The 17,461-nt window shown below is 35.4% G+C and carries 13 protein-coding genes; 5 read left to right on the forward strand and 8 right to left on the reverse strand.

Annotated features, from left to right (window positions below; genetic code table 11):
* Positions 1-506: 506 nt before the first annotated feature.
* The 5 genes from ACQZ43_RS14445 to ACQZ43_RS14465 all read right to left on the reverse strand — a co-directional run bounded on the left by ACQZ43_RS14445 (position 507) and on the right by ACQZ43_RS14465 (position 5,835).
* Positions 507-1,586, reverse strand: a complete 1,080-nt coding sequence (locus ACQZ43_RS14445) for a hypothetical protein (protein WP_430613392.1) — start codon at positions 1,584-1,586, stop codon at positions 507-509.
* Between the two features lie 13 nt (positions 1,587-1,599).
* On the reverse strand, positions 1,600-1,818 hold the full coding sequence (locus tag ACQZ43_RS14450) for a DUF6140 family protein (RefSeq protein WP_430613393.1): 219 nt from the start codon (positions 1,816-1,818) through the stop codon (positions 1,600-1,602).
* A 332-nt stretch (positions 1,819-2,150) separates the two neighbouring features.
* On the reverse strand, positions 2,151-4,421 hold the full coding sequence (locus ACQZ43_RS14455) for a sensor histidine kinase (protein ID WP_430613394.1): 2,271 nt from the start codon (positions 4,419-4,421) through the stop codon (positions 2,151-2,153).
* A 152-nt stretch (positions 4,422-4,573) separates the two neighbouring features.
* On the reverse strand, positions 4,574-5,128 hold the full coding sequence (locus ACQZ43_RS14460; RefSeq protein ID WP_430613395.1) for a two-component regulator propeller domain-containing protein: 555 nt from the start codon (positions 5,126-5,128) through the stop codon (positions 4,574-4,576).
* Entirely contained in the window at positions 5,125-5,835 is a 711-nt protein-coding gene (locus ACQZ43_RS14465; protein ID WP_430613396.1) for a LytR/AlgR family response regulator transcription factor, read from the reverse strand. Before ACQZ43_RS14465 ends, ACQZ43_RS14460 begins: the two co-directional genes overlap by 4 nt.
* Before the next feature lie 642 nt (positions 5,836-6,477).
* On the opposite strand from ACQZ43_RS14465, the gene ACQZ43_RS14470 reads away from it, so the two are divergent.
* Positions 6,478-6,930 carry a hypothetical protein gene (locus ACQZ43_RS14470; RefSeq protein WP_430613397.1) on the forward strand — a complete coding sequence of 151 codons (453 nt, stop codon included), beginning with the start codon at positions 6,478-6,480 and terminating at the stop codon, positions 6,928-6,930.
* Between the two features lie 797 nt (positions 6,931-7,727).
* Positions 7,728-8,300 (forward strand): hypothetical protein, encoded by a 573-nt coding sequence (locus ACQZ43_RS14475; RefSeq protein WP_430613398.1) that lies wholly within the window; start codon positions 7,728-7,730, stop codon positions 8,298-8,300.
* Positions 8,301-8,605: 305 nt separating this feature from the next.
* Here the strand turns inward: ACQZ43_RS14475 and ACQZ43_RS14480 are convergent, their stop codons facing one another.
* Complete coding sequence (locus ACQZ43_RS14480) at positions 8,606-8,953, reverse strand: winged helix-turn-helix transcriptional regulator (RefSeq protein WP_430613399.1); 348 nt, start codon at positions 8,951-8,953, stop codon at positions 8,606-8,608.
* A 96-nt stretch (positions 8,954-9,049) separates the two neighbouring features.
* Between ACQZ43_RS14480 and ACQZ43_RS14485 the strand changes: the two genes are divergently transcribed.
* From ACQZ43_RS14485 to ACQZ43_RS14495, 3 genes are all read left to right on the forward strand, one after another.
* Complete coding sequence (locus tag ACQZ43_RS14485; RefSeq protein WP_430613400.1) at positions 9,050-9,652, forward strand: NAD(P)H-dependent oxidoreductase; 603 nt, start codon at positions 9,050-9,052, stop codon at positions 9,650-9,652.
* Between the two features lie 354 nt (positions 9,653-10,006).
* On the forward strand, positions 10,007-11,038 hold the full coding sequence (locus tag ACQZ43_RS14490; RefSeq protein ID WP_430613401.1) for a hypothetical protein: 1,032 nt from the start codon (positions 10,007-10,009) through the stop codon (positions 11,036-11,038).
* A 495-nt stretch (positions 11,039-11,533) separates the two neighbouring features.
* Positions 11,534-12,391: a helix-turn-helix domain-containing protein gene (locus ACQZ43_RS14495; RefSeq protein WP_430613402.1), complete on the forward strand. Its 858-nt coding sequence runs from the start codon at positions 11,534-11,536 to the stop codon at positions 12,389-12,391.
* 77 nt (positions 12,392-12,468) lie between these two features.
* On the opposite strand, the gene ACQZ43_RS14500 is transcribed toward ACQZ43_RS14495, so the two are convergent.
* Positions 12,469-16,965, reverse strand: coding sequence for a PKD domain-containing protein (locus tag ACQZ43_RS14500; RefSeq protein WP_430615692.1), 4,497 nt, complete (start codon positions 16,963-16,965; stop codon positions 12,469-12,471).
* Positions 16,966-17,143: 178 nt separating this feature from the next.
* A complete protein-coding gene (locus ACQZ43_RS14505) occupies positions 17,144-17,428 on the reverse strand; it encodes a hypothetical protein (protein WP_430613403.1) in 285 nt (94 codons plus the stop codon).
* Between the last annotated feature and the right edge of the window lie 33 nt (positions 17,429-17,461).

A 17,461-nucleotide genomic window follows, 5' to 3' on the forward strand; every position in this document is an offset into this window, starting at 1 on the left:
AGATGACTATATTTACCTTGTGAATCGATTTTTTTATATTCAAAAGCACAAATTTTAAAATATGTCAAATAGATATTTAGGAGAAAGTGAATGAAATTTCCAGCGGAAAGGGATCACTAAAAACAAAGTCAAAAAAGTGTTCACAATTGGGGTTTGACTATGTCGCAGCTTTATATTAAATTTGGGGATAGGCTACTGCCGTAAAGATTCTCCTTTTTCTTAGCTCTGGGACTTAAGTCCCAGAGCTAAGAAAAAGGAGATGACACAGTTTGTGTTACACTCTCTAAACTAATCATCATCATCTCCATCATCATCATCTCCACCTAAAGAATCTGCTAATCCTCCTAAGAAACCTCCTAAAAAGTCCCCCCAAAATCCCTCTTGTTCATAATTTACATGCTGTTTCATATATATAAAATTTAAAACTTAATAAAATTAAATAGTACTCTAGCTTCATTAAAAAATATAAGCCTACCCCATTTTTTAATTGTTATTTATGAATATTATTACTCTTCAAACTTTCTTGCTATATCATTTAATTGTTCTGCATATTGTTTTTTCTCCGATAGAATTTTTTGGTATTTATCTTTTTCTTGTTCAATAGCATTTTCATATTCTTTTCTTTTCGATAAACTTTTCATAACAAACAACAATTCCACTAAAGCTGTTATTATTATGACTAAAAAAAAGTGTGATAAAAACCAACTTTCATTAGTAGATGTGGATTTTTCATCAGAAAAAGCATCAACTACAGCAGTACTAACAGCAGTGATAAGACTCCATATCCACCGTATTACTATAGTGACTATTCCTATTCCGAACGTAGTCGCTGTAATTCCTCCTTCGCTAAATAATATAGGTTGTTTTTCAATTTTATTCTCATATTCTTTGATACGTGCTTTTACCTCATTTAAATCGTTTATAAAAAAATAGTCAGATAACTCAGAGACATAATTAATAATTACTCCATTAATTAAAAAAGAAGTTCCTATCAAATCGTTATGTTTACCTAACTTAAAGAACATAGAATTAAGGGTTTTATAGAATTCGTTTCTTTTTTCAGCAATAATTTTATCCTTTCGCCACCAATTTATTAAGCTCACCAAAAAGCCTTCTGATGCATTATTATCTTTTGAAAAAAAATTTTTAACTACAACACCTGCTACTTTAGCACCTTTTAATTGTCCGCCAGGTGCTGCCATAAGCACAATATCAGTTATGGTTTTGCTTAACATTTCTCCTGCTTGGTGAAATAGTTTGATAGCTTCTTCTTTATTAGAATTTATTTCTAATTGCAAACGAGCATTAAAAAAGAAAATATAGTTTTGAATCATACGCGAAAAATGATCTCTCAAATTATTTTGTTCTTTTAGAGACTCGGCGCCTTCCAAAGACCTTTTTAAAAATAGAATCAAAGAATCAAACGTAGTATCAACCAAAGTTGGTGATTGAATAAAGCTAATCACTTCTAATTGGGCTTTAATGGTAGTTTCCAAAGAATAAGACGCACCTTCTTGCAGTCCATTTAAATATGAAGTTACTTCTTCTAATGTTGATATTTCTTTTACCGTTATATTACTATCCATAATATTTATATTGTTATTTAATTTCTGTCACTTCTAAAAATCCTGGACTCAAAACATTATGTGCTTTTAAATCGATACCGTAAACACGCATAAAAGCATCATTTATAGGCTTACCGTTGTTATCACTCCAGGGCGGTATAAATGAACTAAAACTCACTTCCATTCCATTTTCAATAACCTGCTGATTTACTAACGCGACTTTTCTAATAACCGTTACCTTATATAGCCCCATAACATCACATTATTGCTTTTAAAAAAATTACATGAAATAGCTGAAATTTGTATTAATAATTATCGCGATACATCCCTAAATTAATTACTAGAAATATAAGATTACAGTTACCTAATACGAAGAAACACGCCATTATTTGTTTAAAGAAGTGAAAGTAATCAGAGCTTATCCAAAAGCAATAGAAAACTTTCTAGATGACTATATTTACCTTGTGAATCTATTTTTTTATATTCAAAAGCACAAATTTTAAAATATGTCAAATAGATATTTGGGAGAAAGTGAATGAAATTCCCAGTGCAAAAGGACCTCTAAAAACAAAGTCAAAAAAGTGTTTATATTTCAATAGTAACTACAGTACCATTAGTGGAGGTATCAATCTTCAAGGAATTTTGAAGATTTTTTTTACTTAAATCCAACCGCTTTTGTATTATAGAGATTCCTTTAGATTGGTGTGTTTTATTCTTTTTAACTTGATATCCTGTTCCGTTATCACTAAGAATTAGACGTATTGAATCCGTTAATTGTTGAATTTCTAGCGTAATTATTGGTTTAATAATAGTAGATGTAAAACCATGTACAATCGCATTCTCGACAAATGGCTGTAGTAGCATAGGAGTAATAAAAATTTCATCCAAATTTATTTCAGGACTCACAATTATTGAAAAAACAATCGAGTATTCTGCTCGAAGATTCTCGATTTCTATATAATGTTGAAGGTATTCAATTTCTTGCGATAAGCAGATTTCTTTCCTTTCCGAATAGTCTAATGTTGTTCGAATTAAGACCGCAAAACGCTCTAAATAATAAAGCGCCTGATCGATATCTTTACATATAATATAATACTGAATAGAACTTAAGACATTAAATAAAAAATGTGAATTCATCTGACTCTGCAACGCTTGTAACTTTACATCAGAAAGTTGTTTATCAAATAATAATTGGGTTTTTTCCTGTTCATTTTGTAATTTAATCATGTTCAGTTCTTCAACTTGACGACGTTTCAAATAAGAGATTCGCAGTTTATAAATAAAAATTATAGCAAGTGAGAAGAAAACTAAACAGCCAAGAGCAAAAAACCATGTAGTATAAAATGGAGGATTAACAGTTAACTCTACAAGGTTCTGAATTTGAACTATACCTGTATCTAGATTTGTGACTAATATTTGAATGTTATAAATGTCATCCTTTAAATAATTCAAAATCAAGCGGTTTTCATCAAAAATATCAATCCAAGGTTCCGATTTTTTTAAACGATATTTAAAATGCAGCTTATTTGGGTATTTATTATGTTGGGCAATAAAATCAATAATAACATTATTTTGGTTGTAGGGAAGATTTAATTTAGGTGAGGTAATTTGAGCTGTGTTTATTTCTTTTACTACGCTATTTACTTTTATTTTTGATAGGATAACGCGGGTATTATCTTCCCTTTTTTTTACAAAATAATCATTACTAAGCTCAAAAAACCCCTCACTTGTTCCTAGATATAAATGCTCGTTACTACTTACTGCGCTATAACTATTTGTATTAGTCAACCCTTGTTCTTGGTCTATAAAAAACCACTTTTTATTATAAAAGACGTTTATACCTTCATTAGTTCCGATATAAATAACATCTTGGATACTATTTACAAAATTGGTACTACTTCCCTTTATCATTTGATGGGAAAATTGCTTTACAATTTTAGGTTCAGAAAACTTAGTATTTAAAATAAAAACATCATTAAAATCCGTAACAACAATTAATTCATATTGATTAAATGCTACGATTCTTTTAATTTTTTTTTCATCAAATGATCCTTCTAGTGTCCACGACCGAAACTTATTGTCTTTGAACTCATAAACTCCATTTAAAGCTGTAGCGAAATATATTGCTTCATCGGTTTGGGTTATGGCTACCACTTCCGTTGGGATTTTGTTATTCCCCCAATCGTGAAAATAACTATAATCCATTTTGTAAATATTATGAAAAATACGTACTCCTGCATAAGGTACCGCTGTTACTAACTTATCTTTGAAAAAGGTAAATGAATAGACATGAACTGGATGGTAGCTTAAAATCTCTCCAGACAGACTGAGTTCAAACATACCAATATTAGAAGAAACCCAAATTTTATTCTTATATAGTAGTGACTGATAAAACTTGATCTTATCAGAAGGTGTATCATAATCGATTGGATAAAAGTGCTCTTTTATAGTAGTTTTATCGGCAAACCTCTGATAATTTTCTTTTTGAAATTTTTTAAATTTAGCCAAAGAAAGATGTTTGATTACTTCATTTTTAGAAAAAACAGAGAACCCTTGATTATGAAATACAAATTGTTTTTGGTCTTGCGTATTTAAACAATAAACGGTACCTAAGTCTTTTTGATGTCTAACAGGTGGGTTTATATTGATTTGAAAAATTCCATTTTGTTTTGTACCTACATAAATAAACTGATTGGTCTTATGATAAGCTACTGTTTTCAAATCATTTTCCTTTATACCAAGCTCACTTGTTTTGTTTACGATTTTTGCACTTTTAAGCTCATACAGTCCTCCTCCAGTATCAAAAAAACCAGATGCTGTCAAAAAAACTGCATCTCCAATTTTCTGAAAAGCCAAAACATTTAATAGTGGATAATTTTTAATTATCTTAAAAGAGGATTGGTCTACTTGCAACAAGCCATTTGCAGTTCCTAATAAGACAGAACTTTCACGAACAAAGGAAGAGAATATTTTTTTTATATCAGAAACCTTTACAAGTTCTTTATCGGTTACTTCGTATATACCATCATTAATTGTAGTCGCGTAAACTTTTTCTGCGTTCGAAAAAAACTACTTACTTCAAAAAAATAGGATTTATTTTGGCTAAATTTAGGATTCTTTATCGATAAATCTTTCGTAGATATAATCGACACACCATTTTGTGTTCCTGCGTAGATTTTACCACCTGTACTATATAAAGTTCTTACTTGGTTACTTATCAATCCACTCTTTACATCAATTAACTTAGACTGATTATTGTGAAAATAAAGTACACCCTGGCCATAGCCAGCAATCCACATTCCATTTTCATCATCTTCTAAAATATCAAATATGTTGTTAAATTTATAAAGTATGGAATTGGGTTCCTGTTCAAACCGATTCATTACCTTTTTGGCAAGGCCCGCACGCGTTCCTACCCATAAATCGTCTTTTGAATCTACAAAAACTTTAGAGACATAGTTAGAAATTAACCCATTATTAGAATTATATATTTTAGTGTCTGTGGATTGTGCAAAATGGTACTGAAAAAAAAGTAAAAAAAGTACTATAGGGAAGCACTTCATAAAATAAATCTTTCTATTTTCTCTTTATAAGTAGCTGAAACTGGAATATGCTGCAGGTTTTCTGTACTTATTTCTTTAAGTTCGACGTTTTTATGTTGTTTACTATAACTTCTTACTTGATTTATATTTACCACATAAGAATTATGTATTCTAATAAAGGATTCTTTAGGTAACCGATGCTCAACCTCTTTTAGGGACCTCGTTTGTAAAAACTTATCCGTTGTTGTAAAAATCTCACAATAACTGCCAAACGCTTTACAATAAAGTATATCACTTAAAGAAACTATGTTACGCCTATTGTTTGTAGTATGAATTAATTTGAGAAATTGTTTATTCTTCTTCATTTCAATGTAACGCTCAAAAATAATTTTCAACTTTTCACGTTCAACCGGTTTAACCAAATATGCAAAACAACCAATCTCATTAACTGATTTATCCATATATTCCGCATATGCCGTTGTAAAAACAACTTCAAAACGTTCTTTATTTACATGCTGGAACAACTCAAAACCATTTGCTTCTGGCATTTCAATATCCAAAAAAACCAAATCTGGCAAATAAGCTTTAATAGCCTCAACACCGGTTTTAACAGAATTACATAAATGTATTTCAAAACTACGTTCAGGATAAATGCGTATGATGTATGCTTTCAATAATTCACGAATTTTCGGCTCATCGTCAATTATTACCAAAACCAAGTCATCCATAATGATATTCTTTATTAAATATAGCAAATATAGCATAAAAATACATTAATTTTTAAAGACAATTAACACTGAATATTTAAACATTTTTTAAATGATAAGCCAGCGAAGGAACTTATTAGGTACATTCGTCCCCCTCTATCTTTCTTCTTAAAAAGGATTCTCAATATCTTTTTTGTTGTAATAATAGGAGCCAAAAACTTTGAAGTATCGCATCTTACCACTAATAGTAAAGAGCACTATTAATATTAAACGCTGTATGCAGTAATTGGTTATGTTTGACTCTAATAAAAAAATACGATTACAGCAAATGAATAACTTCATGAGAGCCTTCTAAACACTAATAACAATTTTGCACGAAATAGAACTAGGTCAATTAATTAAAGATAGATAGAAATACATCAATTGATGATTTTGAATTTAAGCTATTGGACCTGGTGGTATCTATGCATGTCTTATCACTTGTATGCAAAACACATATTCTATTATGAAGTATTTGGATAACTGGAGAAGCAGAATAGAAATTCAAGAGAAAATAATTTGCTAATGTTTCTTATACATAAAAACATTTCTAATTACTTCCCAATTCCTGATGAGAATGAAAATTTTTAAATCTCTTTAGTTTTATGCCAAAGTGTTGTAAAAATGCCAAATGAAGAGCTTCACTTAATTCCCGATGCTGGAGCCTCCGAAAACACTGTAGTGTACAAAAAATACGACGCCAAAGGAAATCCTTTAGAGGTAGAACTTGCTGGCGGACTCACCGTGGTTTTTTTATGGGGGCACAGCCAGAGTTTACCTATTGCCAAAATTGAAAACACCACCCTAAGCGCGGTACTGAGTAAATTCGGTATCACCGAGATCCAACTGAACAATCTAAGTGAAACTTCGATGACAGCCATCAATAATTTGAGAAAAACACTGGTTTATGCCAATGTGTATACTTATACTTATCAACCCCTGATCGGAATTAGTACACAAACCGATCCCATGGGGCAAAAAACCACTTATGAATACGATCCTTTTTACCGTTTAAAAAACATATTGGACTCCAAGCAAAATAAATTGATTAACTATGAGTATAACTATATGAAATAATTTAACTACTTACTTTTTAGAAAAAGTATTTTGAACTTTTTTAAGTAACACTCATATCTTTTTAAATGCTAACTATAAAAAGCCTTTTCAAATTTCTGAAATGGCTTTATTGATTCTAGTGAACTAATTTTTATACGAACAAAATGTAGGCTTCTCCTTTTTAGGACACCTCATATTCAATAAATAATTGATTTTGAATATAGTGCTCTTTACAAATCACCTTTAAAATAAAATTACTTACCTTTATTATATATTAAAATGTTCATCTGTTAAAAATCATAGATTTAAGACTCGGTCAATAAGGTGCGCACAACATTTAAAAACTGCAAAAGGCCTTATTTATAAAGCATACGAAAGTAGGTATAAACTACTCTTTTTTCCAAAATAAAACAAGCGATTAAGACCAAAAATTGTGTTTTAAGCAAAACGGGTACTAAACTATAGAGTAAGAAATCGATATCTCTTACCCCTCTAAAATTGTGTTCGAAAGGCTTTAAACTTTGCATTAAAAGAATCCGCAGTAGTACTGATGCTTCTATTGTAAAATATTTGAAATGGATGGTTTTTATATTTAATTGTTTTGACTTTGGTATTATATTTTTAATTATATTGCATTACCCAATGTTAATTATATGAAATTAAATGTTATAAAGAAAACAATACTATATTAGCTGGCATTAAGCTTTTATTGTTTCTTTTGGTGTTGTGCTAAAAACAAAGAAGTATGAAGCTTTTATTGTTTCTTTTGGTGTTGTGCTAAAAACAAAGGAGTATGAAGTATCTATTAATTTTTTTTTATGAATAAAGTTTTAAAAATTATTATATTTCTATTTCCCATTATTCTATTTGGTCAAGGAATGGAAATTAAAGACACTCCTAAAGAATATGTTGATCATATCGTTAATATATGGGAAGTCGATAGCAGTAAAATTGTATACATCTCAAAGGAAACCTCACTCTTTAAATTAGCCTCCGTTTTTCATGAATCTGTATTGGCCTTTGTAGCGGGTAATCTTTCGACTAGTGCTGAAATTTTAGATGGAAGAAGAAAATGGAATAAGAAAGTCTGCGGATTAGCTTTGAATAATTTGGATATTGAGAATGTGAAGAAGCATCTAAGAAAAGGACATGATTACTCTAAAATTCGCTTCAAAAGGGTTGCAGATGGTACAGAATTTAATTTTAACAACGAAAACATGACCACCGTGCTGATTTATTCAAAGAAATTAGATTACGTTATAGGTGACTATTTTAAGGTTTTAAAGGGATTTTCGGACAAGGGAATGGATTATGTTATTATAACGATGGACAATGAAATATTGAGTCAAATTCCAACGGCTCTAAGTCAAGCCGAAAATGTATCCCTCTAAATAGTAAAAACAAGAAGAATCAGTCCTGCTTTATCGGGACTTTTTTATTTTAAATCTATGTCGGACTAAACAGATTATGGCGAAAACCTATGGCATTGATAATTACACAAATAGCGATAAATGCCGATTCGCCTATGCGTAAATTCGCTTTGGTTTGTGGTGAAGTCGAAGAAGTTGACTTTTACTAACTGCTAATCAAAACCAAAAAAAACGACTCGATTTATAAATAACCCCAATCATTTTTAACAGTTTACACCATTTTTTGGACAGTGTCTAAGTAACTGTGGCAATAAGCCGTTTTCAATTTAATCCACCACCTTGATCCGCAAATGGGTACGCGCGGTTGTAGTTCCCCAGGCTGCGATGGATTTTAGCAAAGGAATAAGTGTCTTACCAAATTCAGTCAATTCATATTCAACCCTTAATGGAGGTTTACTCGTATGCACCGTTCGAGTTATTAATCCATCGGTTTCTAATTCTTTGAGTTGCAAGCTTAAAGTTCGTTCCGTAATGACTTTACATTCCCGTCGCAATTCACTATATCGTTTTTTTTCGATTAAATGAATGAGAATTACCGCCTTCCACTTACCTCCTATATACTTCATTGTCAAGCTTGTGCTACAAGGAAATTGCTTATCATCTATACTATACATCTGTTACTATCCATTTTGACCGTTATTGCAAAGATAATATACTATACTTAGTTTTGCTACAGTAAAAAGTATAGTATGAATTTAAAATCGATAAATATGAGTTTTTTAGACCTAGCCAAACGCCGATACGCGACCAAAAAGTACGATACAACCAAAAAAATGACGACCGAACAAATTGAGGAGCTCAAAGAAATCCTACGATTGAGTCCGTCGTCGATCAACAGTCAACCGTGGAAGTTTACTTTTGTCACAAACCAAACGGTAAAAAGAGAATTGGCGGCACTATCCTATATGAACGAGTCTTCGATAAACGATGTCGATCTTTTAATCGTGTTCAGTGTAATGGACGATATCGAACATTTTGAGAAACGCAATATTTCCATACTGCCCGAAGCATGGAGAACTGGATTTTATGAACCAATGATCAAATCGAATGGAGATGTCGCAACAAAATCGTGGATGGAACATCAGGTTTATCTTTCCTTAGGATACTTTTTGAGTGCTTGTATAAGTGTCGGACTCGACGCTACACCTATGGAGGGTATTAACCGGGAAGCCTATAAAAAGATATTGCCAAAAGACGACTATACACCGCTCTTTGCCGTTGCCGTAGGTTATGCCGATATACATGATTGGGCGCATCCAGCAGTCTCGCCAAAATCCCGTTTTGAACAGCAGGAGGTGATCCAATCCATTTAGAATAAGCAGAAATATACTGAACCAAAATCGGATAACTCAAAAGCTTATCCGATTTTTTCGTTTGCAGCAGCTTAAAATTGGAACTATACCCTAAGCTGTGTTTTACGCCAAAATCATCCCTGCGCTAGTGCAAGGAGAATCGACCTCTTTTACGGCTGTTCTAAAAGCCTTAATCGTTGCATTAAAAAATTCTTCGAAGCGTGGGTGCGTCTATGGTCAAAATAGTTTTTTAAAACGATTTAATCAAAGCGCAAAAAACAGTATATTCACAACCGTTTATAAAAGATTGTTTATACTCCTTTCAATAAACTCACCATATTTTTGTAATAATCAGTCAAACAACCCCTCCACCAGATGAAATCAGTCGTTTGTATTTGTAAAGTCTTTTGCCTGTTTTTTTTAGGATTCTCCGGACAGGAGGTTCTAGGTCAACGCGTCGTTTCGATTTATGAACCTATGTACAACTACGATTTGGCGGTAAAATTCCATCTGTCGGCCGCGGCAAATGAGGTTTCAAATTCCAATTATTGGTTACTGGAAAATTTTAAAGCCCCGATAGGGGTCCAGTTTATAGCGACGAGTGTTGCTTTTGATGTTTTTCCAGGAAGAAGAACACTGTTTGTATACGATTCTCAAACGGGATATCTCGTCCGAGAAATTCACCATCGGTTGGATAAAAAAGGCCTGGTTATTCCCAATACTTTATGGGGATACGTCTACGAATATCAAAGGACTAAAGACCATCTGGTCATAGTGAAAAAAAACATTGCCAACTGGGAGATTACCAATCGGTTTTTCTTTGAAAAAAGAACCGAAATGTTAGTAAAGACAATTACTGCTCATCGAGACAGCATTCATTATCATTACAACGACCAATTGATTCCCAAATATCACGTGGTTGACCATCTAGAAATCTCTTCTAAGAATCAATTCACGTATGAACTCGTACAGCATGACGAGTCGTTGTTTGAATATGCGGAACTTCCATTTATCTATTTTTCTATAGCTCAATATAGCACAACAAACGTTGGCGTTATGGTATTGGGGAAAAAACCAGATAAAGCACTCCAAAATATGGCCCGTAAGTTCAATCAGCTTATTCAAAACCGGGTAGTTCCTGATAACAATCACATCAAACTGACTTTTACATTTGATGTTCCGTTGGAAAAAAACAGCCATTTTAGCACCGATGGTCGCTATGATATATGGATTACCGATCATAGCGTATCACGTGCTTTTTCATCGAAACGTTTATTGGATCGCAACATTTATGTATTTGATCCGAAAACAAAATCGCTGCTCGAAAAAGAAGGTTTTGGCAATTCCGTCGTTAGAGGTGAAAATATATTTGCCGCAGCTACCCCTAAGTATTATTACGCAAATTGAAGATTTATATTGACAAAAAAGAGAGCTAAAAAGAAATTGCCCTTTTTTACAACATTTTGCTCGACCAAAACTAGAATAGTATCTTCCTCGATTCATTTCCAAGTGGGGAGACCAATCCCTTAGTGTGACAAATACACCTTTTTTAGCGGTAATATATCCCATATACAATAATACGATTGTTTTTATACGTTGTTTACCCTTTTAAAAAGCGTAGTGAATTCATCGCAACAAGCAAAGAAACATCGGCGCATACTCTTTGAAGCGGTTGTGTGGGTTTACGGCGCTACAATGGAATACCTCATCGGGATTAGTAATGCCCCTAGATTAGGAGGTCAGGCTTGTATTTGTGCAGTACCTCTTTGTGGGATCGAATTATTTAAGAGAAATCAGTCCTCCTTAAATTACATTTCCGCTTTTAAGTTCAAAACTACAAAAAACAAACGTGCTTTGGTGGACGCCCTTGTTTAAACTCCATTTAATCTCTATATTTAACCGATGGAACAGCCCGACTATCTCATTACGCTAAAACCCAAAAACGAGCTGTTGCAGAAACAGGTTGCCTACTACTATTTCCACGTTTCTCACAGCGAGGAATACAACAAAACCTTTTTTTTCTATCCCAACTACCTACACGCCTTAACGATTTATCAAGGCAGCGAAATCACCATAGATATGCAAGGCAAGAGCTCCCGAATTAAACCTGCCTTGGATGCCAGTGGATTTACCTTGATTTACAGCATCAACCTCAACGATAAAATGCAGGTATTTATGGAGGGGGCTTTTTATAAGATAGGTATTGTCTTTTATCCGTTGGGATTCAATCACTTTATCGACCACCCCTTAAACCAATTGATGTCGCAACCGTTTCAGGAAATTGTTTTAAGCGAAAAATTTAACCGGCATTTGTCGCCCTTGTGTAAAAGCATGCCTCCCGCACAGCAGTTAGACATCATTGAGCAGGCCTTGCTGTCGGTCTGGCGTCCTTTTAAAGAAGATTTTCTTCATCGGGCGATTCGAGATATAGTGCTTTCCAATGGAACAATCAAAGTCGACGAGCTCGAAAAGCGCAGTGCCTTTAGTCGGAAAACCTTATTGCGCCTGTTTAAAAAGCACACTTTTGCCAGTATCGAATCGTATAAAAAAATGGTTATGTTTCGCAACTCTTTAAATTATGCCGTTCAGCAGCAAGAGTTGGTCAATTTAACCGATATCGCCTTGTATACCATGTATTATGACCAGTCGCATTACATCAAACACTTTAAAAGCATCACCAAAGAAACGCCCAAAACACTATTGCCCAAAATTGTGCAAATTGGCAATGAAGAACTGTATTGGCATTTTTTGGAGGATTAACTGTTCGTTTCGCCATATACATCACAAAAAAGAGCTGTCCTTTTGAGACAGCTCTTAAAATTTAAATAATTTATACTTTAGTTTTTGATTAGTATATGTTGATAGGTCCTTTGGCCGTTTACGTGTAAGACGACCATATATTTCCCGGTCACCAAGCGATAAGCCGGTATAGCGACTTGACCGTTAGAGGTTGTAGCCTTGCCACTCCAGTGTCGTTTTCCGAGCATATCAAATACTTCTACCACAATATCGGCCTCTGCGGACACCAAGGTGGTTTCATAATACAATACCGACTCTCCTTGCGTTGGATTTGGCGATAACTTAGCTGTGGTTACCACATTTTCTGGAGTTGTTTCTCCCGGTCTCCTTTGAGTGACCGATGAAAAATCGAGGGTTAAGTAATTCCAGTCGCACACTATTTTACCATTTACGCGAACCAATACTTGTAAGGTAGTACTGCTTTGATTGTAATTTGAATCAAAAGGAATAAATCGCACCCCTTGTAGCGTTTGATATTCGCCCGGTTGCAACCCGATGCTATTGGGAACAAAAACACCCTCATTTTCAGGATTTTCAAAACTATATTGGACATATTCTCCCGTAGCATTTCCTATTATAAGGTCGAATTCGATATACGAATAAGGAGATTTATAACGCACATAGCTCTCTTTACTTTGGATATCAACCTTACAGTGACCACAATCATTACCAGAGGCAGTCACGTTAAGTACTTTAGAACTCGATTCGCATACCTCCTGAAATAAATTTAAAGAGTACGCTCCTTCGGCACCGACGTTTAAAGGATTAACAGGGCTATAACTCCCCGATTGAACAGCCGAATCATTCCTAATCCAATCGTGTTTGGTGAAGAAAGGCAAAGGTCCTAAAATGGTAAACCACACGGGATCCTTAGTTGCACATATATCAATACAACCTGTGGGAACCACCCACATATAAACATCGCTGTGTTTCGGAACTTGAATGTGCTGGGTCGCTTCACAACCATTTTCGCCGATTATGCGCACGCGATAAGGTCCACCATCATTCACTTCAATTACACTTCCCACCATACCATTGCTCCATACGTACGTATTGTTAGGCGCTTCATCAACATTTAGTTGAACTTTATAAGGACTACATTGTATTACGCTAAACCAAATGTTAGGCGTTTGAGGCGGCGGAGTAACGGTAAATTCAATGGTTTTATTTTCTTGACAATCGGCATTGTTAGGATCGAGCACATTGAACACATAAACATAATCGCCCTCTGGCAAGTACTCTTCCAATTCCAAAGGAGTCGCGATATTGTAATCGTAAAGGATAGTACCGTTTCGAATCCATTGGCGCAAGGCCAAGGGATCGGTTACCGTAGCACCGATTTTAATCGGACTACCCGAACAAGTTGCGGACGGTTTAGTGACTGTTGCCATTGGAGGTGCTTTAGAAATCACTCCTGCTGAAATGGTTTCGTAAAAACCACAACCGTTGGCATCGTATAAAACAGCCCAATAATTTCCGGTTTGCGTGGCTTCAAAATGAGCTGCTGTAGCTCCTACAATCTGATTAGGACCATCCATCCATTGATAGGCTGTGGGCTGAATTGGTCCCGATACGTCCACGGATAAATCAATACTCCCACCCCCGCAAAAAGTGGATGAACTAGGCGACACACGTGACGGTGGAAAACTCGCTTTATGAGAAACAAAGGGGCCTTGAGTCGAAGACATGGAACAACCATAGCGATCTGCTACCGTTAACTTGATGTAGTATTCTACATTTTCAATGGGCAAATTGATTACAGCATTGGGTATTCGGATGGAGGTATTATTAAATTCCCAAGTGTACTCGTATTCCGGATCCACTACATTCGGAGTCAATAAAAATGGATTTTCTATACATTGTGGTTGATGAATCACGGTAAAAATCGGATTCGGACGTCCTTTAACTTCCACTCTCTTAGTTTCACTACAGATATATGCACTTCCATTTCTCAGTTCCACGGTAAAATCATAGAATCCCGGCGCTAAATTCTGGAAAGTATATTCTTCGATTGGTCCTGAATAAGCTACTACACCATTTTTCTTATAGATATAAGTCACATTATTCCTATCGGCATAAATGGAATTGTCAATCAGAGTTACATCTCTGGTATTGTTAGTTCCAAGGCAAGACATACTGTACTTAAATTTAGCTTCGTAAGGTTTAAAAAACTCATAAGTCGCAATTTTTGAACACTTTACACCATTAACCAAATAAGTAACAATGTAATTGACTATATGTAAACCGGGGATTTTAGTTGTAAATGTAATGGTATGATCAGTATATTCTGGTAAGCGCTCCAAGTGCTCCGAGCCACTCCAAGAAACGGAATAAGGCGTGCCGGTAAAGGATCCATTAAAGACGAAAGTATTGCAAGACTGTCTACCGCTTATAGAAACATTTTGGTTGGTTAACTCACAGGGTTCGCCACATTCCTCAAGAATACGGGTAGCTGCTGAAAAGCTCACACAACCACTATCACTAGTCATTTTAACAAAATAGCGACCAGCACCAGACTGGGCAGGACTTCCCGTTACCGTATAAGTAGGGCCATAACCTATAATTGTGTTTACATCATCTTTGTACCACACGATATTTTGAGGAGATATATCCAATTGAGACGACGCATAAAGCGTTTTGGTATAGTTTCGGTCGGCGCAAAAGTAAATAATTCCACCTGGTGAAACGGCACTGGCTGGAAGCGGATGTAAATTGATTGCTAAATCCACTTTGATTTCCGTACGACATCCGTTGGGATCGATAATAATTGCAGTTACCATACGTTGTACGTCGTCGGTGATTTCGCTTAAATATCGCAAAGGCGGACTCACTATACTCGTACCGGAGATATCTGCGGGCAAAGTAGGCTCCGAACCATCGTTTAAGTCCCACGATACCTGCCCTCCTACCAAATTGGTACTGGATTGGAGTGTGACTAGAAAATAATTTTTCACACACAAATCTAAAGGCTCAGGATTTAACCAAGTAAATGTAGGTGCTTCCGCTAGCGTAATGGGATGGCTAAACTCATAAATCCGATCACATTTTCTGATCACTAATCGCAAATAGCCCGAACTCGAGTCCGAAATCTCATTCCAACTTACTTTTACATTAGGTGTTCCTTGTCCTTCAACTATATTCGCAAAATTACTAGGAACAGCTTCCCAAAACATATAATCGGGCACTAAATCGTGCTCAAAATTCACGGTGAAATTGGAATAAGCACTCGGACAGAAAAATGTGGTATTTTCCACATTTTCAAATCTAGCCACAGGATTTATCGGAAATATTTCAAAGGTTTTAGCTTCTGATTTGCATTGCTCGTTATTTAATGAAACCTTCCAGACCGTAATAATATACGACGTATCACGATTGGGATTCAGATCATTAAACGAGATACTGGCTTCGTTGCCATAAGGGGATCCGTGAATTTGACCGTTGCTCACTTCCCATAAGAAAGTAAAATTATGATTCTCATTTACAATGCTGTACAAATAAGGAGCCCCTGGACAAATCATTTTATCGCCTATTAAGGGTACTTCGGATATATCGGGTATTTCGTTCACTTCAACCACAAGCGGAGCGCTCGTACAATAGTTTTCATTGGTTGCTGTGATGGTATAAACCCCTGCTTCTGGATTTTCCCAATCTAAAGTAGTACCCGTATGGGAATACACTAGGGTATTTCCGCTTCTTACCTGCCAGAACAATTCAACATTTAGATGTGAACGGTATGCCACTGCTGTTACGTTACTACATAAGGACGTAGGTCCTTCAATTTGAGGTACATCTACCACCTCTATTTCGATTTCCGCTCTACCGCCACACTTTAGCATGGTATTGGTGTAATTACATACCAGCAGATAGCGGCCGGCCTCACTGGAACCAAACACAATTTCATTTCGTTGGTCTACTTGAGTTAAAGTGCCCTGCCCCCCATCCAAAGGGATTACTTCCCATTGAAAATCGGTAGTAGGCCATTGTGGTAGTGCAAACCGCTGTTGTCTACCCACGCAAGCAGTGGGATTTCCTTTGATGGTTCCTTTACTTTGAATGAGGGGGATTTTTACCGTAGTCCAGTTTCTACATCCGCAGTCGCTGATAAAGCTTACAAATCCGAAACCCTCGGCATCGACTTGGTTCCACAACACTTTTATCGAATTGCTGCTCTCTTCTACAATTTCTCCTCCTTCGACAAACCAAGATCCGCCGCAATTCGACTCCACCTCATAAGTTTGAACCGAAGCCTCGCACGACACCGTAGGACAAGTAATTACAGAAGCGGTGGATTTATCCACTGCAATATTCAACTCATACGTACTGCTGCAATTACACTCATTGGTCACTTTGAGTTTAATCGTATAATTGCCCTGACTGTTATAGCTGTGTAAAGGATTTTTCTCGTAGGAAACGTTCCCGTCACCAAAATCCCATTCGTAAGAGACAAGTTGACTACCACCGTTAGTGCTCGACAGGTCTTTAATCACAAAGGGAGAATTGAGACAAACCACATTTGGATTGGCACTAGGGGGAATTGCAGCTCAAATTCCGCTTTAGGAGCAGCTAGCACTTCTACGCATAAGGTACCTCTGCTAATTGACCCGTTTCTATAAGTTACACGAAAAGAAATGGCGGAAAAACCTCTTTGGCCCCATCTAACGCGTAAACTGTTGGTTTGTTCCTCCAGCACCTCTCCTCCAGAAACTTCCCAGATTATTTGGACGATATTATTCCCATTAAAAAAAAATTTATGTCGCTGTTTTCGCAAACAGCCAAACAGGGACCCTTTTCCAATTCTTCTAAATATCCGTCAGATTTAGGTTCTGGCTCGAATTCATAGGTTTTACAGCCCGCTTCTCTGTCCCAGGTCAGCCAAGCGCCATTGTTTAACTGCTGTCCCGTACTATACAGGGAGAAGAACAAAAACAACAACAATGTTAAAAATCGACCTTTTAAAAAAATCAAATCTTTCGTCTTATTAACAACAAAATACCTCATATTACAAGAATTTAATGATTTTTAATAATATAG

It is taken from the genome of Flavobacterium sp. JP2137 (assembly GCF_050562195.1).
GTDB lineage: Bacteria > Bacteroidota > Bacteroidia > Flavobacteriales > Flavobacteriaceae > Flavobacterium.

Bases quoted from the DNA above. Each gene is read 5' to 3' on its own strand.
- ACQZ43_RS14450 (WP_430613393.1), bottom strand. From the start codon at position 1,818: ATGGGGCTATATAAGGTAACGGTTATTAGAAAAGTCGCGTTAGTAAAT.
- ACQZ43_RS14485 (WP_430613400.1), top strand. From the start codon at position 9,050: ATGAGTTTTTTAGACCTAGCCAAACGCCGATACGCGACCAAAAAGTAC.
- ACQZ43_RS14490 (WP_430613401.1), top strand. From the start codon at position 10,007: ATGAAATCAGTCGTTTGTATTTGTAAAGTCTTTTGCCTGTTTTTTTTA.
- ACQZ43_RS14445 (WP_430613392.1), bottom strand. From the start codon at position 1,586: ATGGATAGTAATATAACGGTAAAAGAAATATCAACATTAGAAGAAGTA.
- ACQZ43_RS14475 (WP_430613398.1), top strand. From the start codon at position 7,728: ATGAATAAAGTTTTAAAAATTATTATATTTCTATTTCCCATTATTCTA.
- ACQZ43_RS14470 (WP_430613397.1), top strand. From the start codon at position 6,478: ATGCCAAATGAAGAGCTTCACTTAATTCCCGATGCTGGAGCCTCCGAA.
- ACQZ43_RS14495 (WP_430613402.1), top strand. From the start codon at position 11,534: ATGGAACAGCCCGACTATCTCATTACGCTAAAACCCAAAAACGAGCTG.
- ACQZ43_RS14465 (WP_430613396.1), bottom strand. From the start codon at position 5,835: ATGGATGACTTGGTTTTGGTAATAATTGACGATGAGCCGAAAATTCGT.
- ACQZ43_RS14480 (WP_430613399.1), bottom strand. From the start codon at position 8,953: ATGTATAGTATAGATGATAAGCAATTTCCTTGTAGCACAAGCTTGACA.
- ACQZ43_RS14505 (WP_430613403.1), bottom strand. From the start codon at position 17,428: ATGAGGTATTTTGTTGTTAATAAGACGAAAGATTTGATTTTTTTAAAA.
- ACQZ43_RS14460 (WP_430613395.1), bottom strand. From the start codon at position 5,128: ATGAAGTGCTTCCCTATAGTACTTTTTTTACTTTTTTTTCAGTACCAT.